This is a genomic window from uncultured Boseongicola sp. (assembly GCF_937988555.1).
Taxonomy (GTDB): domain Bacteria; phylum Pseudomonadota; class Alphaproteobacteria; order Rhodobacterales; family Rhodobacteraceae; genus Boseongicola.
The window spans coordinates 1-13,868 of record NZ_CALJXO010000357.1; the positions used below are offsets into that span (position 1 = coordinate 1).

Genomic DNA, 13,868 nt, shown 5'->3' on the forward strand with positions numbered 1-13,868 from the left:
CAAATGGAACAGCGTGTTCAAGCGGTTCCGCAGGTGGGTCAAAGCGGATGCTTTCTACCATATGTTTAAAGCACTTACCTCAGACGCCGACCTGGAATACGCCATGATCGACGGTACCATCGTCAAGGTTCACCGCTCGGGGCAAGGCGCAAAAGGGGGACTCTTTGCCAGGCCATTGGGCGTTCTCGAGGAGGGATAACGACGAAGATACTGGCCCTAACGGACGGGCTCGGAAATCTCGTTGAATTCTGTCTGATGCCAGGGCAAGCCCACGACTTACGCGAGACCGACACACTGATCCGCGACCTGACAGCCGGACATCTTCTGGCGGATAGGGCCTTCGATGCGGATTGGTTGCGAAATGACCTTCTGGCCCGCGACATCACCCCGGTCATACCGCCAAAATCCAACCGCAGGTTCCCAGCAGACTTCGACAAGGAGACCTGCAAATGGCGGCATTTGATTGAAAACTACTTTGGTAAGTTGAATGAAAACAGATGGATAGCTATGCGGTCGTGCAAAACAGACCATAGCTTCACGGCTTGCATCTCTATTGCCGCAACAATCCTTCACATTCGGTGAACGTCAACAGTCCCTAGATTAACACTACTAAATCCTTGGCATTCCCTTTGGCCGCATCAGACGCTTTTGGGCCGCAATCCGAAATGGGGCGTTCGGCGCGCCATATCCCCGGTAGTTTCCGCGCCGCTCGACGATCTCGAAGAACATTCCGCCGCCATATGGTCGGGAGTAGAGCTGGAGGAAGGCGCCATCGGCATCTTCGTCATACAAGATGCTGCCAGCCTTTAGGCTATCAAGAAGTCCCGGCGCCAAATCGAACCTTGCGTCTAAATCCGCATAGTAGTTGTCGGACATCGGCAGGGGTTTAAAGCCAAGCTCGACCAGTGCGGAAGACGTTTTAAAGATGTCGTCCGTCGCGAATGCGATGTGCTGGACAGAGGCCCCAAAGCTGTCGGCAAGAAAATGTCCGGCCATGGTGCGATGCGTCTCTGCGCCATTCAGCGTTATCCGAAACGAGCCATCAAGTGTCTCTAGCGCTTGACTGCGGACAAGCCCGTCAGGGTCAACAACATCGAACATCGGCGATTTCTGCATCTGGAACAGGGTTGTGTAGAACAGCGACCAACTGAGCATTTCATCGTAGCTCATGGTTTGGGCAAGATGGTCTATCCGATAGAGACCGGCACTGGTGGCTTTGCCTTGTATTTTGTTAAATTCTACTGACCATACATCATTGAGGCCGCTGGCTTCATCAATGAAATGCACAACGCTCCCGGATAGGCCACGGATTGCAGGGATGTTCAATTCACCTGGGCCTGTTGCTTGTTCGAAGGGGGTGGCCCCAAGGTGTTTTGCCCTGGAAACGGCCTGCGTTGCGTCGTTGACAGAAATACCGATGTCGCAAACGCTCATGCCATGCGTGACATAGGAACTGCTGGCGAACCCGGTGGTTTCGCGGTTCACGACGATTCGGATGTCGCCTTGCGTCCAAAGCGAAAGCCTCTTGGAAATGTGGTTGCCGGAGTGCTGAAAGCCCAGCGTTCTTAACAGGTCTTCTAGCGTTTCTGCCTCTTCGGCGCGCGCTGCAAATTCTACGAAAGCTACCCCTTCAACATCTAACCGTGCAGGCATCTGAGGCAGGCCTGACACGGTAGACGGTTCTTCTCGCCGAACATCATCCATCAGCGCAATAAGCGCGCGATATCCATCCTTTGCAATGCTCCGGGGGTGTCCGCCGCGAAACTGGTCATTGAAAATCTCTAGCGAAATCGGCCCGGAATACCCGGTGGCCATGACCGCTTTCATGAAATCAGTAACGGCCAGATCGCCTTCACCGGGCATGTTGCGGAAATGGCGAGACCAGTAAAGCAGATCCATGTCGATGAGCGGTGCATCAGCCAATTGCACGAAGAAAATCTTGTCGCCGGGGATGCGCCGGATCGTTTCTGGGTCGATCTTACGGGCAAGCGTATGAAAGCTGTCTAGGATCAGTCCGACATTCGCGTGATCAGCGCGCCGTACGACCTCCCAAGCATCGCGGTGATCGTTGACATGCTTACCCCAAGCCAGTGCTTCAAATCCAACCCGAAGGCCACGCTTTGCGGCGCGGTCCCCAAGGTCGTGGAAATCCGCTGCGGCCCGGTCGATGCCGCCAAGCGCGTCTGGATGGCAGGATGAGCAGATCAGAACCAGGTCGGTCCCAAGATCTTGCATCAGATCGAACTTACGTTCTGCCCGATCAAAGGCCTTGGCGCGCAACGGTTCTGGCAGCCCTTCAAAGTCTCGGAATGGCTGAAACAGCGTAATATCAAGGCCCATGGAGCGGATCAAATCGCCCACCTCACGCGGGTTGCCGTCATGGGCAATGAAATCCTGTTCAAAGATCTCGATGCCATCAAACCCAGCAGCAGCGATGGCCTCGAGCTTTTCCGGGAGGTTCCCTGAAATAGAAACCGTGGCGATAGATGTCTTCATAGCACGTCCCCTGGAATGGTGTTTCGTTTGACGTACACTGCCTGCCCATATTCATTCTGGCTTAGAAAAGAGGGCTAGCCAGTGATGATGTTGACCGCCTTGACCTCTGTGTAACTGAGCAGTTCATCGAGACCTTCTTCGCGTCCCGTGCCGCTGTTCTTAAAGCCGCCGTGGGGGACGTTGCGGAAGTGGGTGCCTGTGCCGTTGACCCAAATATAGCCTGCCTCAATCTCGCGGATGAACCGCATTGTCAGATCAAGGTCGCGGGTCCAGATCGAGGCGGTGAGACCATAGTCCACGTCGTTTGCCATGCTGATCACTTCGTCAATCTCGCGCCATTTGAGGACAGATAGGACGGGTCCGAACACCTCTTCTTTCGCGATACGCATGTCCATGGTGACATCGGTAAATACGGTGGGTTCTACCCAGAAACCTTTGTCAAATTCGGGGCCCTCGGGACGCTTGCCGCCTGCCATTAGGGTCGCGCCGTCCTGTTTGGCGATCTCAATATATTCCATTGTCTTGTCGTATTGCATCTTACTGTTCATAGGCCCCATGGAGGAGGCTGCATCAAGCGGATCGCCCGCCTTCATCTTGCCAATCCGGTCGAGGACCATCGGCAAAACTGTATCGTAGACGTCTTCATGCAACATCAGCCGGGAGGTGGATCCGCAAGATTGACCTTGCCATGCGAAATTCATGCCGCGCACGGCTGCGGCACCGGCTTTTGCTAGATCGGCGTCCGGGCAGATGATCATCGGGTTCTTACCGCCAAGCTCCAGCGACACGTGCTTGACCGCAACCTCAGCAGCGGCGCGTTGGATCGCCATGCCGGTTCCTGCGTGGCCAATGAACGCTATGCGCTTGATCTTGGGGTGCCGAACGATGGCGTCGCCTGCTGCCGGACCACCTGTAACGACGTTGACGACGCCAGCCGGAAGGATCTCATTGACGATCTCGCCCAGCACACAGGCCGATAGGGGGCTTGTCTCGCAGGGCTTTATGATGATCGTATTGCCGGGGATAATTGCGCTCGCGAGCCGGGAAGCAGCAAAGCCAAAGGGGTGGTTGAACGGAATAATCCGGCCAACGACTCCGTAGGGCGTGCGCAGCGTGAAATGCAGGCCAGCAGACGTAGAGGGAATGGTTTCGCCTTTCAGTTCCAGGCCTAGACCCGCGGCAAGGCGAATGCGTTCGACTGCCTTTTCGACGTCGGCCACCATTTTGCCAATTGTGTTGCCGGTATCAATGGCCTCGAGCCGTGCGAGTTCCTGCGTACGGGCTATAATCGCATCGCCCAATTTATTGAGGTAGTCGGCGCGCGTCTGCATATCGAGAGCAGCCCAAGCGGGCTGTGCAGCATGGGCTGCGGTATAGGCGGCTTCGACGTCCTCGGTGGTGCCTTCTGGGACACGTCCGATCAATGCCTCGGTGGCTGGATTGATGGTATCGCGCCACTTTCCACTGATACTTTCGACGAATTTTCCACCGATCAGCATGCGTCCTATGATGAGGTCGTCGGTCTTAGTCATATTGCCGTCTCCTATGCGTTGCCGGTGATGCTGGCTTCCATCATTTCCCGTAATTCCGGCGTCACGTCTGGGGTCAGGCCGAACCAGAGTTTCCATGCGGGCGGGCCTTGATGTAAAAGCATGCCCAAACCACCGACCGCTGTGTTGCCGCGTGCGCGGGCCGCTTGGACGAATGATGTTTCGAGAGGTGTGTAAATGATGTCTGCAACAACCGCGTCAGGACCCAATGCATCGAGCTTGAGTTCCAGAGGCGGCTGCCCGACCATGCCCAAACTGGTAGTGTTTACGACCGTCGCAGCCCCGTCCAGTGCCGCGTGGCGTTCATTCCATGACAGAACCATAATCGGCCCGCCGATGTCGTCGGCAAGTCTCTGGGCGCGGTCGTTGCTGCGATTAACCAGACGGATCTCTTGCGCACCTTCCGACAGGAGCGCGTGACAGACAGCGCGCGATCCGCCGCCTGCTCCAATCACGGTGGCGGGTCCTGCATTGGCGCGCCAATCGGGCGCCGATTGCTTGAGGTTCCCCAAAAACCCCAACCAATCGTTGTTCGTCCCCAAAAGAGAGCCGTCCTCGAGCACGACCACGCAACTGATTGCGCCAATTTTGCGGGCGACCTCGTCCACTTCGTCAACGATCTCCATTGCTTGCAGCTTGTGCGGGATGGTCAGATTGCAGCCCGAAAAGTTAAGCGCGGGCAGGGCGCGAAGCGCGGCAGGCAGCCGTTCAGGTGGCAGCGGCAGATAAACATATTTGCCTGGCAACCCTGTTTGATCGAACCAATAATTATGCATCAAAGGCGACTGAGAGTGCATTACGGGTGATCCCATTACACCAATTAAATGATAGCTCTCATCGGTCATGCGTCCTCCAGCTTGGCGGCGAAGTGATCCCATGTGCGGCTGAACAGGCTGGGCGTATAAAGCTTTGTACGGGCTACTTCGATTTCGGCTGCACTGAAAGCGTAGGGCGTGCCAATCTGCAGCGCCATATACTGGCGCCGCGCATTTTCTTCTAGGTAGGTGATCAACACGAAGGCTTCGGCGATGTCTGCGCCCACAGTAACGGCGCCATGCGACTTCATCAACGCTGCGGGGCGATCGTTCATTACCGCGCCCAATTTCGCGGACATCTCTGGCGAATTGATCGAATCCGGTGTGTCGAGCACGGGGACGGGATGCACGAGCGTGCCTTGCGCGAACACGGGCGAATAGTCGTGGCCAGTCATCGTTAGATATGTCGACCATTGCGGGTGCGCATGAACAATCGCGCCCACGTCTGGCCGCGCTTTATAGATGCCCGCGTGCAGGTGGAATTCAAGCGGTGGCTTGCCTTTGCCCTCGATCAAATTGCCGTCCAGATCGATGAGGCAAATATCGTCAGCGGTCAGTCGACTGCGTTGTGAGCTGCCGACATTGATCAGCATGCCAGCGTCGCAACGGATCGAGGCGTGACCATTGTAGTCAATGATCCCTTGATGTTCGAGCATTCTGAGGCAGAGTGCGAGTTCGTCTTTATCGGCCATTTTCACCAACCTGCTTGATCATGAATTTCGGCGCGCCACAGGTCCCATGCCCGGATGCCGGCTGTTTGGTTCGGCACATCGGCCAAGCGACCTTCTTCCTTTGACAGGGCCGCCAACTCTTCGCCGTCTTCGGCCAAGGCGAGTGCCCAATGCTGAACCCGTGCACTGACTTCGGTATAGACCGCACGGAAAACGGCGACTTCGAGTGACGGGCCGCATGCGACCGAGCCGTGGGCGCGCATTAGGGCTACGGGTTTGTCGGACAGACAGTCCGCCAGCGCCACGCCCTTGTCATTGTCGGATACCAGCATGTCGGTTGCACCATGATCGCGGGCGATGTCGAAGACCGGCACGCCTTGTGCGAGAAAGGCGGCGTTGTGAAAGCACGCTTGCATCGGGGCTTTGGTCAGGCCGAAAGGGATGACTGAGGGCGAATGGCTGTGCACGACTGCGCAAACATCTGGACGGGCCTTGTAGATCTGGCCGTGAATGAAGCGTTCGAGAAAACCCTTCGGCGCGTCTTGATCACAGGCAACACTTTCGAGATCGTATTCGACGATGTCTTCAGGCCCGACAAGCGCAGGTGCCAATGCGCGCGACATCAAATAGCGGTCGGGCGCATCGGGGTGACGCATTGAGACATGGCCGAACCCATCCACCACACCGCGGGCTGCCAGAATACGGGCTGCGGCTGCGACATCGGCAATGCGGTCTGGGGCGACGGGTCCACCTGTATCGGGCATCAGATGACCACCTTTGTTATAACGCTGGCGGGGAAGATTTCTTCAGGCTCAAACTGTCGATGGGCGATGCCTTGCTGGAAGGTATAAAGGCCCATCATCTCCCAGGTTTTGCGGTTCGGCTCGACCCCGAAAGGGAAGGGGTCTTTGCCGAAGACGCCTTGCATTTTTCGGCCATAGCTGGACAGCCACGCGAGCGGATAGCGCGACACGGCAGGGTCCAGCAGGCGTTCAATACTGAGGCGTTTGGATTCTTCAAACGCATTGAACATGTTGCGAGCGACCCACGGGTGTGCGTCGTGCACGGATTTCTTCATCGCAATGATATGCATGATCGGCCAGACGCCGGTGTCTGCATACTGCTGTTCTTCAAGTTCTAGAAAGTTCGGGAACAGCCTTTCGATATCGGGGTGCTCCTCCAGAAAGCAGGTCGGCGGGCGGGCGATGATGGCGCAGTCCAAATCGCCGGAAGCCAGCATCTCGGACAGGGATCTATCTTTGATGCGTGTAATTTCGATGCCGTCGGGCAGGTTCAACTCAACCTTTTCTTCGCGCCCCGGCGCGTTTGCCCCGGCCTGCAACCATTTGATCTTTGTCATGTCCATGCCGACATCGTTCTGCATCCACCCGCGCATCCACACAGCAGCGGAATGGGCCCATTCGGGGCTACCGACAGTCTTGCCGTAAAGATCCTCAATCCGCTTGATGCCCGATTTTTTGTTCACGTAAAACGATGAGAACCGGAATAGCCGTGAGCAGATCACCGGCAGACCAATAAGATCGCTGTTCTTGCGTGTGACTTGGGTCGAGAATTTGGCAAAAGACATCTCGGACATGTCAAATTCGCGGTTGGCCGTCATCCGCGCGAAACATTCGTGGTGGCCCAAAAGGAACCAGTTCAGGTCGATGCCCTCCGGGGCGACCACACCAGTGCGAATATCGCGGAAATGGTCGTAGTCGGTGGTAGCGATGGTCAGCGGAAGCTCGGTCATTTTGGCCCTCTTTGGTTCATCGAACATGTTGCCTGGCCTTGTTCCCAGAAAGGCAAAAGTGCGCGGTGAATTTGCATTGATCCTAGGGGAGGGAATGCATCCTCGCCAACGCGTAGTGGACCGGCGTTCCACATAAGAGAACTCGGGCTGCGCCTTGGTTGTGTAGTCCTACGCGAGTCCGTTTGTTTTGCAGTACGCGTTTGGGAGGAAATTGGATGGATGTAGGTTTCGTTGGGGTAGGGGCAATGGGGGCTGCGATGGCGGGTCACGCCGCACAGGCGGGACATCGTGTAGAGGCCTTTGATACGGATGCGTCGGTGCTGGCGGCCGCAGCGGTCGAGGGTGTAACCGCTGCTGATACGCTCGGCGATATCGCGGAAGGGTGCGAGGTTGTCGTCGTAGTTGTCAGTACCGATGATCAATCGCGCGGCGTTGTCGGGGCGTTGCTGGAGGCCAAGCCAAGGGATGGTCAGGTCATTGTGGTCGCCGCTACCAATCATCCCGCGACGATGATTGCGCTGAACGATGATTGCATCGCGAAGGGTGTTGGATTTGTTGATGCGCCTGTCTGCTTCGGTCTGAAAGGTGCGATTGATGGCGATCTGGTTTCGTTGTGCGGTGGTGCGGCCGCAGACGTCGCTAAAATCACGCCGGTGTTGATGGCTTACAGCCGCAGCGTTGAGTATATGGGGCCGGTTGGCACAGGTCAGTTGGGCAAGTCTTGCAACAATATGATGCACTGGGCCGCATGTGTGGCGAATTTTGAGACCCTGTCGCTGGCAAAGGCCTGCGGTATCGATGCGCAAGCGATGCGCGAGACGCTGTTGAAGTGCCCTGCGCATAATACAACACTGGACCGGTGGGACAGCACACGATTTACTTGGCACGAAAAAGACATGGACGTGGTGCTGGATCTAAGCCAGCAAGCCGGACTGACACTGCCATTGTTCGGCGCCGTTGATCAGTTGGTTAAGCGCCTGGGGCCGGATCAGGTGAAGGCGCTGCTATATGGTGAGGAAGCCGAATATCTTGGCCAGAAGATCAAGGGGCGTTCGATCTCGGAGGTTGTATCCGCGCGCTGAGGAGTGTTCCCCTATTCGGAACGCCGTGCCATTGACGGGAACCGCCTCGCCACGATACCGTTTTTATGAAATCAAGGAGGGCACGCCATGTCGGAACCAATCGACGAGGCTGGCGAAGGTCACAACAGCGGAAAAGTGGTCTGGGAACGCTGGACCAAAAAGCGGACGTTTGTGCGCGCGCTGGAAGGTACCTATGGCCAGCTGAAAGAAGAGCTTTATTCCCAACCGCGTGTTTACAAGACATCCGATCATAGTTGGCACGGCGGACCCCAGCACTATGGCAAGAAGGTCATTAACCCGCAGGCGAACCGAATTGCGCAATCTATCGAGGCGCATGTTGAGGTGTTTTCGCCCAAAGGCTACGGTCAGACCCACGGCCATATGAATTCGGCGGTGTTCTTTGTGCTGAAGGGCAAGGGACACGATATCCATGATGGTCGCCGCATTGACTGGGAAACCGGGGATGCGTTAATCGTGGAAAATGCATGTGTTCACCAACACCTAAACGACACGGATGAGGAAGGTTTAATCTTGGTTCTCAAGGCTAAACCGCTGTTCCTGTTCATGCATATGGTCTTTCAGAAAATGGTTGAATATCCGCCGGAGACTCCAGTGCCGGGTCACGAAGATTATCTGCCACCGAGCAATGTATAAGGTGAGACTGACATGAGTATTGATCCTTCGACCTTTGCCGACGCCATCGAGCGGCAGCGCGCCAAGCAAGGTGCACCGGAAGTGTCCTTTTATAAGGATGCGCTAGAGCAATCTCAGGCGTTCCGGTCGGAATATAAGAACCGATCGAACGTTGTGAAATTCGATGAGATGCCGATGGAGCGGTCTGCTGACGGGCTTATCAAGCATGTCATCAACGAGCGTATGGATACCAAAGAATGTTGTATCGACATCTACATGCAGATGATTGCGGCAGGCAAAGCCACCGGCACCTCGCGCCATCTATCTGAAGAGATTGCCTTTGTGATCGAGGGCACTGGGCAGGATCTACATTATGATGTGCATTTCGAATGTAAGGTGGAATTTGAGTGGAGGTGGGACACAACACCAAAGGTTTATGATTGGGGTCCGGGCGACTTCATCTATGTGCCGCCCTACGTGGCGCACAAGCGTGTGAACACCTCTGATATCGAGGCGCGCGTTCTGGTTTGCAACAGTCGGATCATGAAAGCCATCGGGCTGGACTGGTTCGACCAGCTAGAGCCTGCAGAAGGCTTTGAAGAATTTTGGGTGCCTCCTGCTGACGAGTAATTGTCAGTGTGTCAGCAACGGCTGCCCGAAGGTTGAAATCATTCCAGCGAGCATCGCAAGCACCCCAGCCATGAACGGGACCGCCATTGCGGAGAGAAGGCGCATACGCAGGAAAGATGTCCCCAATAGCGGCACCTCGTAGATAAAGATGCGGTGCGCGGCAAAGATGCTCCACGACGTCACAAAGGCCACAAGGGCCGGGACTGAGGCGCCAGATTTGGCAAAGACGGCCGCGATAGCGAAGGCGATGACGGGTCCAGCCGGCACGATCAGCCCGGCGGCAACGGCCACGGGCAAGGCGAGTAGCCCCGCATCCTCGCCTAGAAGGCCCGCGATTGCCTCTTTCGGTATGAGTTTGGCGATAAAGCCTGCGGCGATCAGCGCAACCAGCATCCGTGGAACCAGCATTGCAAATTGCTCCACGAACCGCTTAACAACGGGGCCCGTGTCTTGGCGCTGCTGTACCGCGAGGGCAGCTAAAAGGACCAATAATACGCTGAGGACGAGCAGACCGGGGCTCATGTTTCGTCTCCTTTGATGCGCAAGGTCAGGGGAAGGCGACGTGCTATGAGCCCGGCGATGATCGGCAGGGGGAGGCAAACTGCAAAGCGCAGCATTGCGAATTCTGCCCCCATGAACGGCACATCCCAGATGAGAATCCGTTGGAGACCCAGCAGAGCCCACGCGGTGATATAGGCCACAAGGGCTCCACGATCCGCTCCTGACACAGCAACGGCGGCCAAAAGCGAATAGGCTGAAGAGGGCCCCCCCGGCGTGACAGCTCCAGCGAGCGTTGCGATTATCAGGCCGCGCATGCCAGATTTTTTACCAACAAGCGCTGACATCCGGTCGCGCGGCATCATCACCCAGATCAGTGCGGCGATCGATAGGGCAACGACGACGCGGGGCATGAGATCAGCAACCAAGCTTAGGTCTTCGCTGAGAGCGGCCCAGACCACGTCTGGGCCTTTGATCAACCAACATAGAATACCGAACCCGACAGCGGCTGCACCAAAGCCCCAAAAGCTCTTGCCTAGCGCACTCGACGAGACCTCTTTGCGCCACGATGGGTCTTTGAGAAAATCGAATGAGGCCAAGCTGAGTTTCCCGCTTTAGTGGTGATGGTCGTGCGAATGGCCGTGGTGGTGATCATGGGCGCGGCGGATTGCGTCGACGCGCTCCTGTGGCTCTGCGTGACCGGCGGAGATTGCCTCGATCAAAGCGCGAAACAGGTCGGCTTCCGGCGGCAATTGCCCAGCCAGAAAGCCTGCCAAACGGGCCAAGGCAATCGCCTGGGCGGCCAGTGCATCAACGGTCTCATCGTCTTCGGCGCGTTCAATATCCTGCAGAGACCGGGCTAGGCCTGCGCGGAAGATGCGGTCCATATAGGTGCCGCGCGCTGTCGCTTCGGCGAGGTTCACGGGGTTTTCACCGCCGCCAGTTGGTTCCGGCAGGTCCATGCCGGCGGTCAGGCCATGAAGCCGGGCGCGCATGTCTTGGCCTACAATCACTTGCTCGTCGATCTCTCCGCACATGGTGTATCCTTTCTAAAGACCCATGACTCCGAGGCCATGAAGACTGTCGACGACAACGCCGCCGCCGACAAAAAATGCAATTCCGCCAATAGATAGCTCCAGCGAGGTGCGCATCCAAGCCGCGCCTTGATGAATGCGCCCCAGCGGATAGCTTGCCGCAGCGGTTAAAAGTGTCATGCCGATCAGCGATCCAATTCCGAAGACCGCAAAGGCGAGCATTGCTTCGCCCATCGATCCCGCCGTCGCCACGATTAGAACCAGCAATCCGGCAGAGCCAGCAGCGCCGTGCAAAAGTCCTACGCCCAACGTTGGTAGCATCGCGCGGGCGGTGTGCCGGTGGGTGTGTATCGCCGCGTCATGCTGGGTTGGGTCGCCTGCGTGGGAATGGGCGTGAAAGTGGCGCGCGCCGTCATGGTCATGAGCGTGGATATGGATGCGCTCGCGACGCAGTTTCCACAGCACCCGCAGGCCAAGACCTGCAATCATGATGCCCACAGCCAATTCCAATGCAGACTCGACAACGCCCGAGATTGTCAGGCCCAGCATCAGCACGACCGAACAGATCATGAAAAGCGCCACAGTGTGGCCAAGTCCCCAAGCGGCTCCGCGCAAAATGATGCCGCGACGGTCGTCGTTCTTTCCCATCATCGTGGCGACGGCGGCGACGTGGTCGGCGTCAAGAGCATGGGCTAGGCCGACAGCAAAGCCCAACGCTAGGAACGACAGGGTTCCGCCCGCCGCCAGCGTTGCGCCATCCGCAGCATAAGCTGGGGTGGCAAGAAGGGTGGCAATCGCAAGAGCATGGGGCAATGATTTCATGCGCGCAGCGCCGTCAGCATGGCCGGGATATAGTCGTCATCCTGTGCCACGACTAAGACGCGCGTAAATCTACGCATAGAATTCACAACACGGTCCATGCTTTCCGATGATGGACCGCGCTTCAAGGCCAGCCCGGCGCACATGATTTTACGGTCAAAACATTCGCGCGCGATTACCTCAGCTGCCGCCTCGCTAGAGCCATTGGTGGCAAGCAAAACTACAACGTCGGCTCCGGCGAGTTCCGCGTCAAGGTTTGCGGGGGTGCCATCGGGGTGACAAATTGGGACGTTATAGGAGTTTGTGTCGGCTGTGATTTTTCCATTGCCCAAAACCGTCAGGAAATGCGCATTGTCCCAAAGGTCGTCGGTAATTGCATACATCGCCTCAGCCGCCGCTTGGTCCAGCGCGAAGATGCGCGTCGTCCGGGTGGCGGAGTTTGGGTATTGCACCCTGTACAGTGCCTCTTCCGCTGTGGCCGCACGGGCGCAGCTGCTCAGCATGGTCGGGTGATCCACCGGCCCCCGGTCCGCGCGCGTCGCGTTGTCAGCCTCAAAGATGTCGTCGTGGTCGTGCGGCATTACCTAGACCGAGGTCTGTTTGACGCCGGGGCGCGCGGTTAGATCGTCTTTCATCGCATCCCCGAAAGGTTCTTCCGGTGGCAAGACCCGCGCGGCTGAGCGCACAAGCTGATGTTCAGGCGTCCGACCGGGAGGCTGCACGCCCTTATCGCGCAGTGCGACAACGGCTTTGCGCAAACGGTGCCGTGCCATGATGATACCGTTGTCGGTTGAGACAAGGTTCTCTTTTGTCCGATCCACAATGGGCCCCATGCTTTCTTGCAAGCTGGCGTCCTGCATCGCTATGCCCCAGATGCCCGAATAGCTATCTCCGCGCTTTTGCGCTTCGCGGTCCATCAGGTAGTCGTTGTCCTTGTTCTGCAGCGGCCGGAAGGTGCCGGGCACATATTGGTTGTGCACTCCGTAGCCGTCCTCCATCGCCTGCCGCTCTGTTGGTGAAAGCGCGCGGGTCGGGTGGTAGTCGAAGGACCAGGCCCAACAATTGTGATCGTCGATGGGGATCCAGAAGTGGCCATGCATAGGATGGTCGCCGCGTGGCGGCACCATAGTGAACGACGGCATGATCCACGGCGTCACGCGCCAGTAGTAATGTCCTTCTTCCGCATTGCGTCGAGCGCCGATATGCAAGCCGCCATCAGATTCGACAACTTCAAACACGGGCTTCTTGTCGTTCTCGTTGTATGTGTTGCCCTTGGCGCCTCGAAACAGCGGATCGGTCTTCAACCCTCCGGAGTGAAGGAAAGAAACGTGGCTTGAATCGATGCCGCCTTCCATTGCCTGCAGCCAATTACATTCCTGCCAGCGTTTCGAAGAGTAGGTCTGCTCGGGCGGGACCGTGGCGAATTCCCAAATCGGTGCAGGTGGACGGTCTTCTTTCTCGCCCATATGGGTCCAGAGCACGTCACCAACCTTGATCAGCGGATAGCCCTTTAGCTTGATCTTTGCGCAAAAGCCGGATTCTTCGGGCTCGGAAGGCACCTCGATGCATTGGCCGGTATAGTCGTATTTCCAGCCATGGTACGGGCAGCGCAAACCGTCTTCTTCGTTGCGGCCGAACCAAAGAGATACGCCGCGGTGGGCGCAGAATTCGTCCATCAAGCCATATCGGCCCTTACTGTCACGAAACGCGATTAGCCGTTCGCCCAGGAGTTTTACGCGGGTCGGGGGGCAGTCATCTTCCGGCAGTTCTGAGGCCAGAAGTGCGGGGATCCAATACTGCCGGAACATATCGCCCATAGGCTTTCCGGCATCGGTTTCGGTCAGAAGCTCGTTGATTTCCTTGCGAAGCATTTGCGTTCCTTTTCCT

The 13,868-nt window shown here is 57.1% G+C and carries 16 protein-coding genes and 1 pseudogene; 5 read left to right on the forward strand and 12 right to left on the reverse strand.

What is annotated here, in order from left to right; translation table 11 throughout:
• Positions 1 to 199 (forward strand): annotated as a pseudogene (locus Q1B15_RS20915) (IS5/IS1182 family transposase); the annotation flags it as partial.
• Positions 196 to 582, forward strand: a complete 387-nt coding sequence (locus Q1B15_RS20920) for a transposase (protein ID WP_299757691.1) — start codon at positions 196 to 198, stop codon at positions 580 to 582. The pseudogene Q1B15_RS20915 and the gene Q1B15_RS20920, both read left to right, overlap by 4 nt.
• 27 nt (positions 583 to 609) lie before the next feature.
• Here the strand turns inward: Q1B15_RS20920 and Q1B15_RS20925 are convergent, their stop codons facing one another.
• From Q1B15_RS20925 to Q1B15_RS20950, 6 genes are all read right to left on the reverse strand, one after another.
• Positions 610 to 2,496 carry a sugar phosphate isomerase/epimerase and 4-hydroxyphenylpyruvate domain-containing protein gene (locus Q1B15_RS20925; RefSeq protein WP_299757611.1) on the reverse strand — a complete coding sequence of 629 codons (1,887 nt, stop codon included), beginning with the start codon at positions 2,494 to 2,496 and terminating at the stop codon, positions 610 to 612.
• A 74-nt stretch (positions 2,497 to 2,570) separates the two neighbouring features.
• Positions 2,571 to 4,028 carry an aldehyde dehydrogenase family protein gene (locus Q1B15_RS20930; RefSeq protein WP_299757614.1) on the reverse strand — a complete coding sequence of 486 codons (1,458 nt, stop codon included), beginning with the start codon at positions 4,026 to 4,028 and terminating at the stop codon, positions 2,571 to 2,573.
• Positions 4,029 to 4,039: 11 nt separating this feature from the next.
• Positions 4,040 to 4,891 (reverse strand): shikimate dehydrogenase, encoded by an 852-nt coding sequence (locus Q1B15_RS20935; RefSeq protein ID WP_299757616.1) that lies wholly within the window; start codon positions 4,889 to 4,891, stop codon positions 4,040 to 4,042.
• On the reverse strand, positions 4,888 to 5,553 hold the full coding sequence (locus Q1B15_RS20940; RefSeq protein ID WP_299757618.1) for a class II aldolase/adducin family protein: 666 nt from the start codon (positions 5,551 to 5,553) through the stop codon (positions 4,888 to 4,890). Before Q1B15_RS20940 ends, Q1B15_RS20935 begins: the two co-directional genes overlap by 4 nt.
• 2 nt (positions 5,554 to 5,555) lie before the next feature.
• A complete protein-coding gene (locus Q1B15_RS20945) occupies positions 5,556 to 6,296 on the reverse strand; it encodes a class II aldolase/adducin family protein (protein ID WP_299757621.1) in 741 nt (246 codons plus the stop codon).
• Positions 6,296 to 7,285, reverse strand: a complete 990-nt coding sequence (locus tag Q1B15_RS20950) for a hypothetical protein (RefSeq protein WP_299757623.1) — start codon at positions 7,283 to 7,285, stop codon at positions 6,296 to 6,298. Before Q1B15_RS20950 ends, Q1B15_RS20945 begins: the two co-directional genes overlap by 1 nt.
• A gap of 215 nt (positions 7,286 to 7,500) precedes the next feature.
• On the opposite strand from Q1B15_RS20950, the gene Q1B15_RS20955 reads away from it, so the two are divergent.
• The 3 genes from Q1B15_RS20955 to Q1B15_RS20965 all read left to right on the forward strand — a co-directional run bounded on the left by Q1B15_RS20955 (position 7,501) and on the right by Q1B15_RS20965 (position 9,630).
• A complete protein-coding gene (locus Q1B15_RS20955) occupies positions 7,501 to 8,367 on the forward strand; it encodes an NAD(P)-binding domain-containing protein (protein WP_299757625.1) in 867 nt (288 codons plus the stop codon).
• Positions 8,368 to 8,454: 87 nt separating this feature from the next.
• A complete protein-coding gene (locus tag Q1B15_RS20960; protein WP_299757627.1) occupies positions 8,455 to 9,021 on the forward strand; it encodes a cupin domain-containing protein in 567 nt (188 codons plus the stop codon).
• Positions 9,022 to 9,033: 12 nt separating this feature from the next.
• On the forward strand, positions 9,034 to 9,630 hold the full coding sequence (locus Q1B15_RS20965) for a cupin domain-containing protein (RefSeq protein WP_299757629.1): 597 nt from the start codon (positions 9,034 to 9,036) through the stop codon (positions 9,628 to 9,630).
• A 3-nt stretch (positions 9,631 to 9,633) separates the two neighbouring features.
• Here the strand turns inward: Q1B15_RS20965 and Q1B15_RS20970 are convergent, their stop codons facing one another.
• The 6 genes from Q1B15_RS20970 to Q1B15_RS20995 are packed head-to-tail and all read right to left on the reverse strand — an operon-like array spanning position 9,634 to position 13,852.
• Positions 9,634 to 10,152, reverse strand: coding sequence for a hypothetical protein (locus tag Q1B15_RS20970; RefSeq protein ID WP_299757632.1), 519 nt, complete (start codon positions 10,150 to 10,152; stop codon positions 9,634 to 9,636).
• On the reverse strand, positions 10,149 to 10,727 hold the full coding sequence (locus Q1B15_RS20975; protein ID WP_299757635.1) for a hypothetical protein: 579 nt from the start codon (positions 10,725 to 10,727) through the stop codon (positions 10,149 to 10,151). The genes Q1B15_RS20970 and Q1B15_RS20975 overlap by 4 nt, the downstream gene beginning before the upstream one ends.
• 15 nt (positions 10,728 to 10,742) lie before the next feature.
• Positions 10,743 to 11,165 carry a hypothetical protein gene (locus Q1B15_RS20980; RefSeq protein WP_299757637.1) on the reverse strand — a complete coding sequence of 141 codons (423 nt, stop codon included), beginning with the start codon at positions 11,163 to 11,165 and terminating at the stop codon, positions 10,743 to 10,745.
• A gap of 12 nt (positions 11,166 to 11,177) precedes the next feature.
• The gene (locus Q1B15_RS20985) at positions 11,178 to 11,984 is read right to left on the reverse strand and encodes a hypothetical protein (RefSeq protein WP_299757640.1); all 807 of its coding nucleotides are present in this window, start codon (positions 11,982 to 11,984) and stop codon (positions 11,178 to 11,180) included.
• Entirely contained in the window at positions 11,981 to 12,562 is a 582-nt protein-coding gene (locus Q1B15_RS20990; RefSeq protein ID WP_299757643.1) for a hypothetical protein, read from the reverse strand. The genes Q1B15_RS20985 and Q1B15_RS20990 overlap by 4 nt, the downstream gene beginning before the upstream one ends.
• A gap of 3 nt (positions 12,563 to 12,565) precedes the next feature.
• Positions 12,566 to 13,852: a Rieske 2Fe-2S domain-containing protein gene (locus tag Q1B15_RS20995; protein ID WP_299757645.1), complete on the reverse strand. Its 1,287-nt coding sequence runs from the start codon at positions 13,850 to 13,852 to the stop codon at positions 12,566 to 12,568.
• Between the last annotated feature and the right edge of the window lie 16 nt (positions 13,853 to 13,868).

Excerpts from the sequence above, each read along its gene's own strand:
- Q1B15_RS20925 (WP_299757611.1), bottom strand. The coding sequence starts at position 2,496 with ATGAAGACATCTATCGCCACGGTTTCTATTTCAGGGAACCTCCCGGAA.
- Q1B15_RS20930 (WP_299757614.1), bottom strand. The coding sequence starts at position 4,028 with ATGACTAAGACCGACGACCTCATCATAGGACGCATGCTGATCGGTGGA.
- Q1B15_RS20935 (WP_299757616.1), bottom strand. The coding sequence starts at position 4,891 with ATGACCGATGAGAGCTATCATTTAATTGGTGTAATGGGATCACCCGTA.
- Q1B15_RS20940 (WP_299757618.1), bottom strand. The coding sequence starts at position 5,553 with ATGGCCGATAAAGACGAACTCGCACTCTGCCTCAGAATGCTCGAACAT.
- Q1B15_RS20945 (WP_299757621.1), bottom strand. The coding sequence starts at position 6,296 with ATGCCCGATACAGGTGGACCCGTCGCCCCAGACCGCATTGCCGATGTC.
- Q1B15_RS20950 (WP_299757623.1), bottom strand. The coding sequence starts at position 7,285 with ATGACCGAGCTTCCGCTGACCATCGCTACCACCGACTACGACCATTTC.
- Q1B15_RS20955 (WP_299757625.1), top strand. The coding sequence starts at position 7,501 with ATGGATGTAGGTTTCGTTGGGGTAGGGGCAATGGGGGCTGCGATGGCG.
- Q1B15_RS20960 (WP_299757627.1), top strand. The coding sequence starts at position 8,455 with ATGTCGGAACCAATCGACGAGGCTGGCGAAGGTCACAACAGCGGAAAA.
- Q1B15_RS20965 (WP_299757629.1), top strand. The coding sequence starts at position 9,034 with ATGAGTATTGATCCTTCGACCTTTGCCGACGCCATCGAGCGGCAGCGC.
- Q1B15_RS20970 (WP_299757632.1), bottom strand. The coding sequence starts at position 10,152 with ATGAGCCCCGGTCTGCTCGTCCTCAGCGTATTATTGGTCCTTTTAGCT.
- Q1B15_RS20980 (WP_299757637.1), bottom strand. The coding sequence starts at position 11,165 with ATGTGCGGAGAGATCGACGAGCAAGTGATTGTAGGCCAAGACATGCGC.
- Q1B15_RS20985 (WP_299757640.1), bottom strand. The coding sequence starts at position 11,984 with ATGAAATCATTGCCCCATGCTCTTGCGATTGCCACCCTTCTTGCCACC.
- Q1B15_RS20990 (WP_299757643.1), bottom strand. The coding sequence starts at position 12,562 with ATGCCGCACGACCACGACGACATCTTTGAGGCTGACAACGCGACGCGC.
- Q1B15_RS20995 (WP_299757645.1), bottom strand. The coding sequence starts at position 13,852 with ATGCTTCGCAAGGAAATCAACGAGCTTCTGACCGAAACCGATGCCGGA.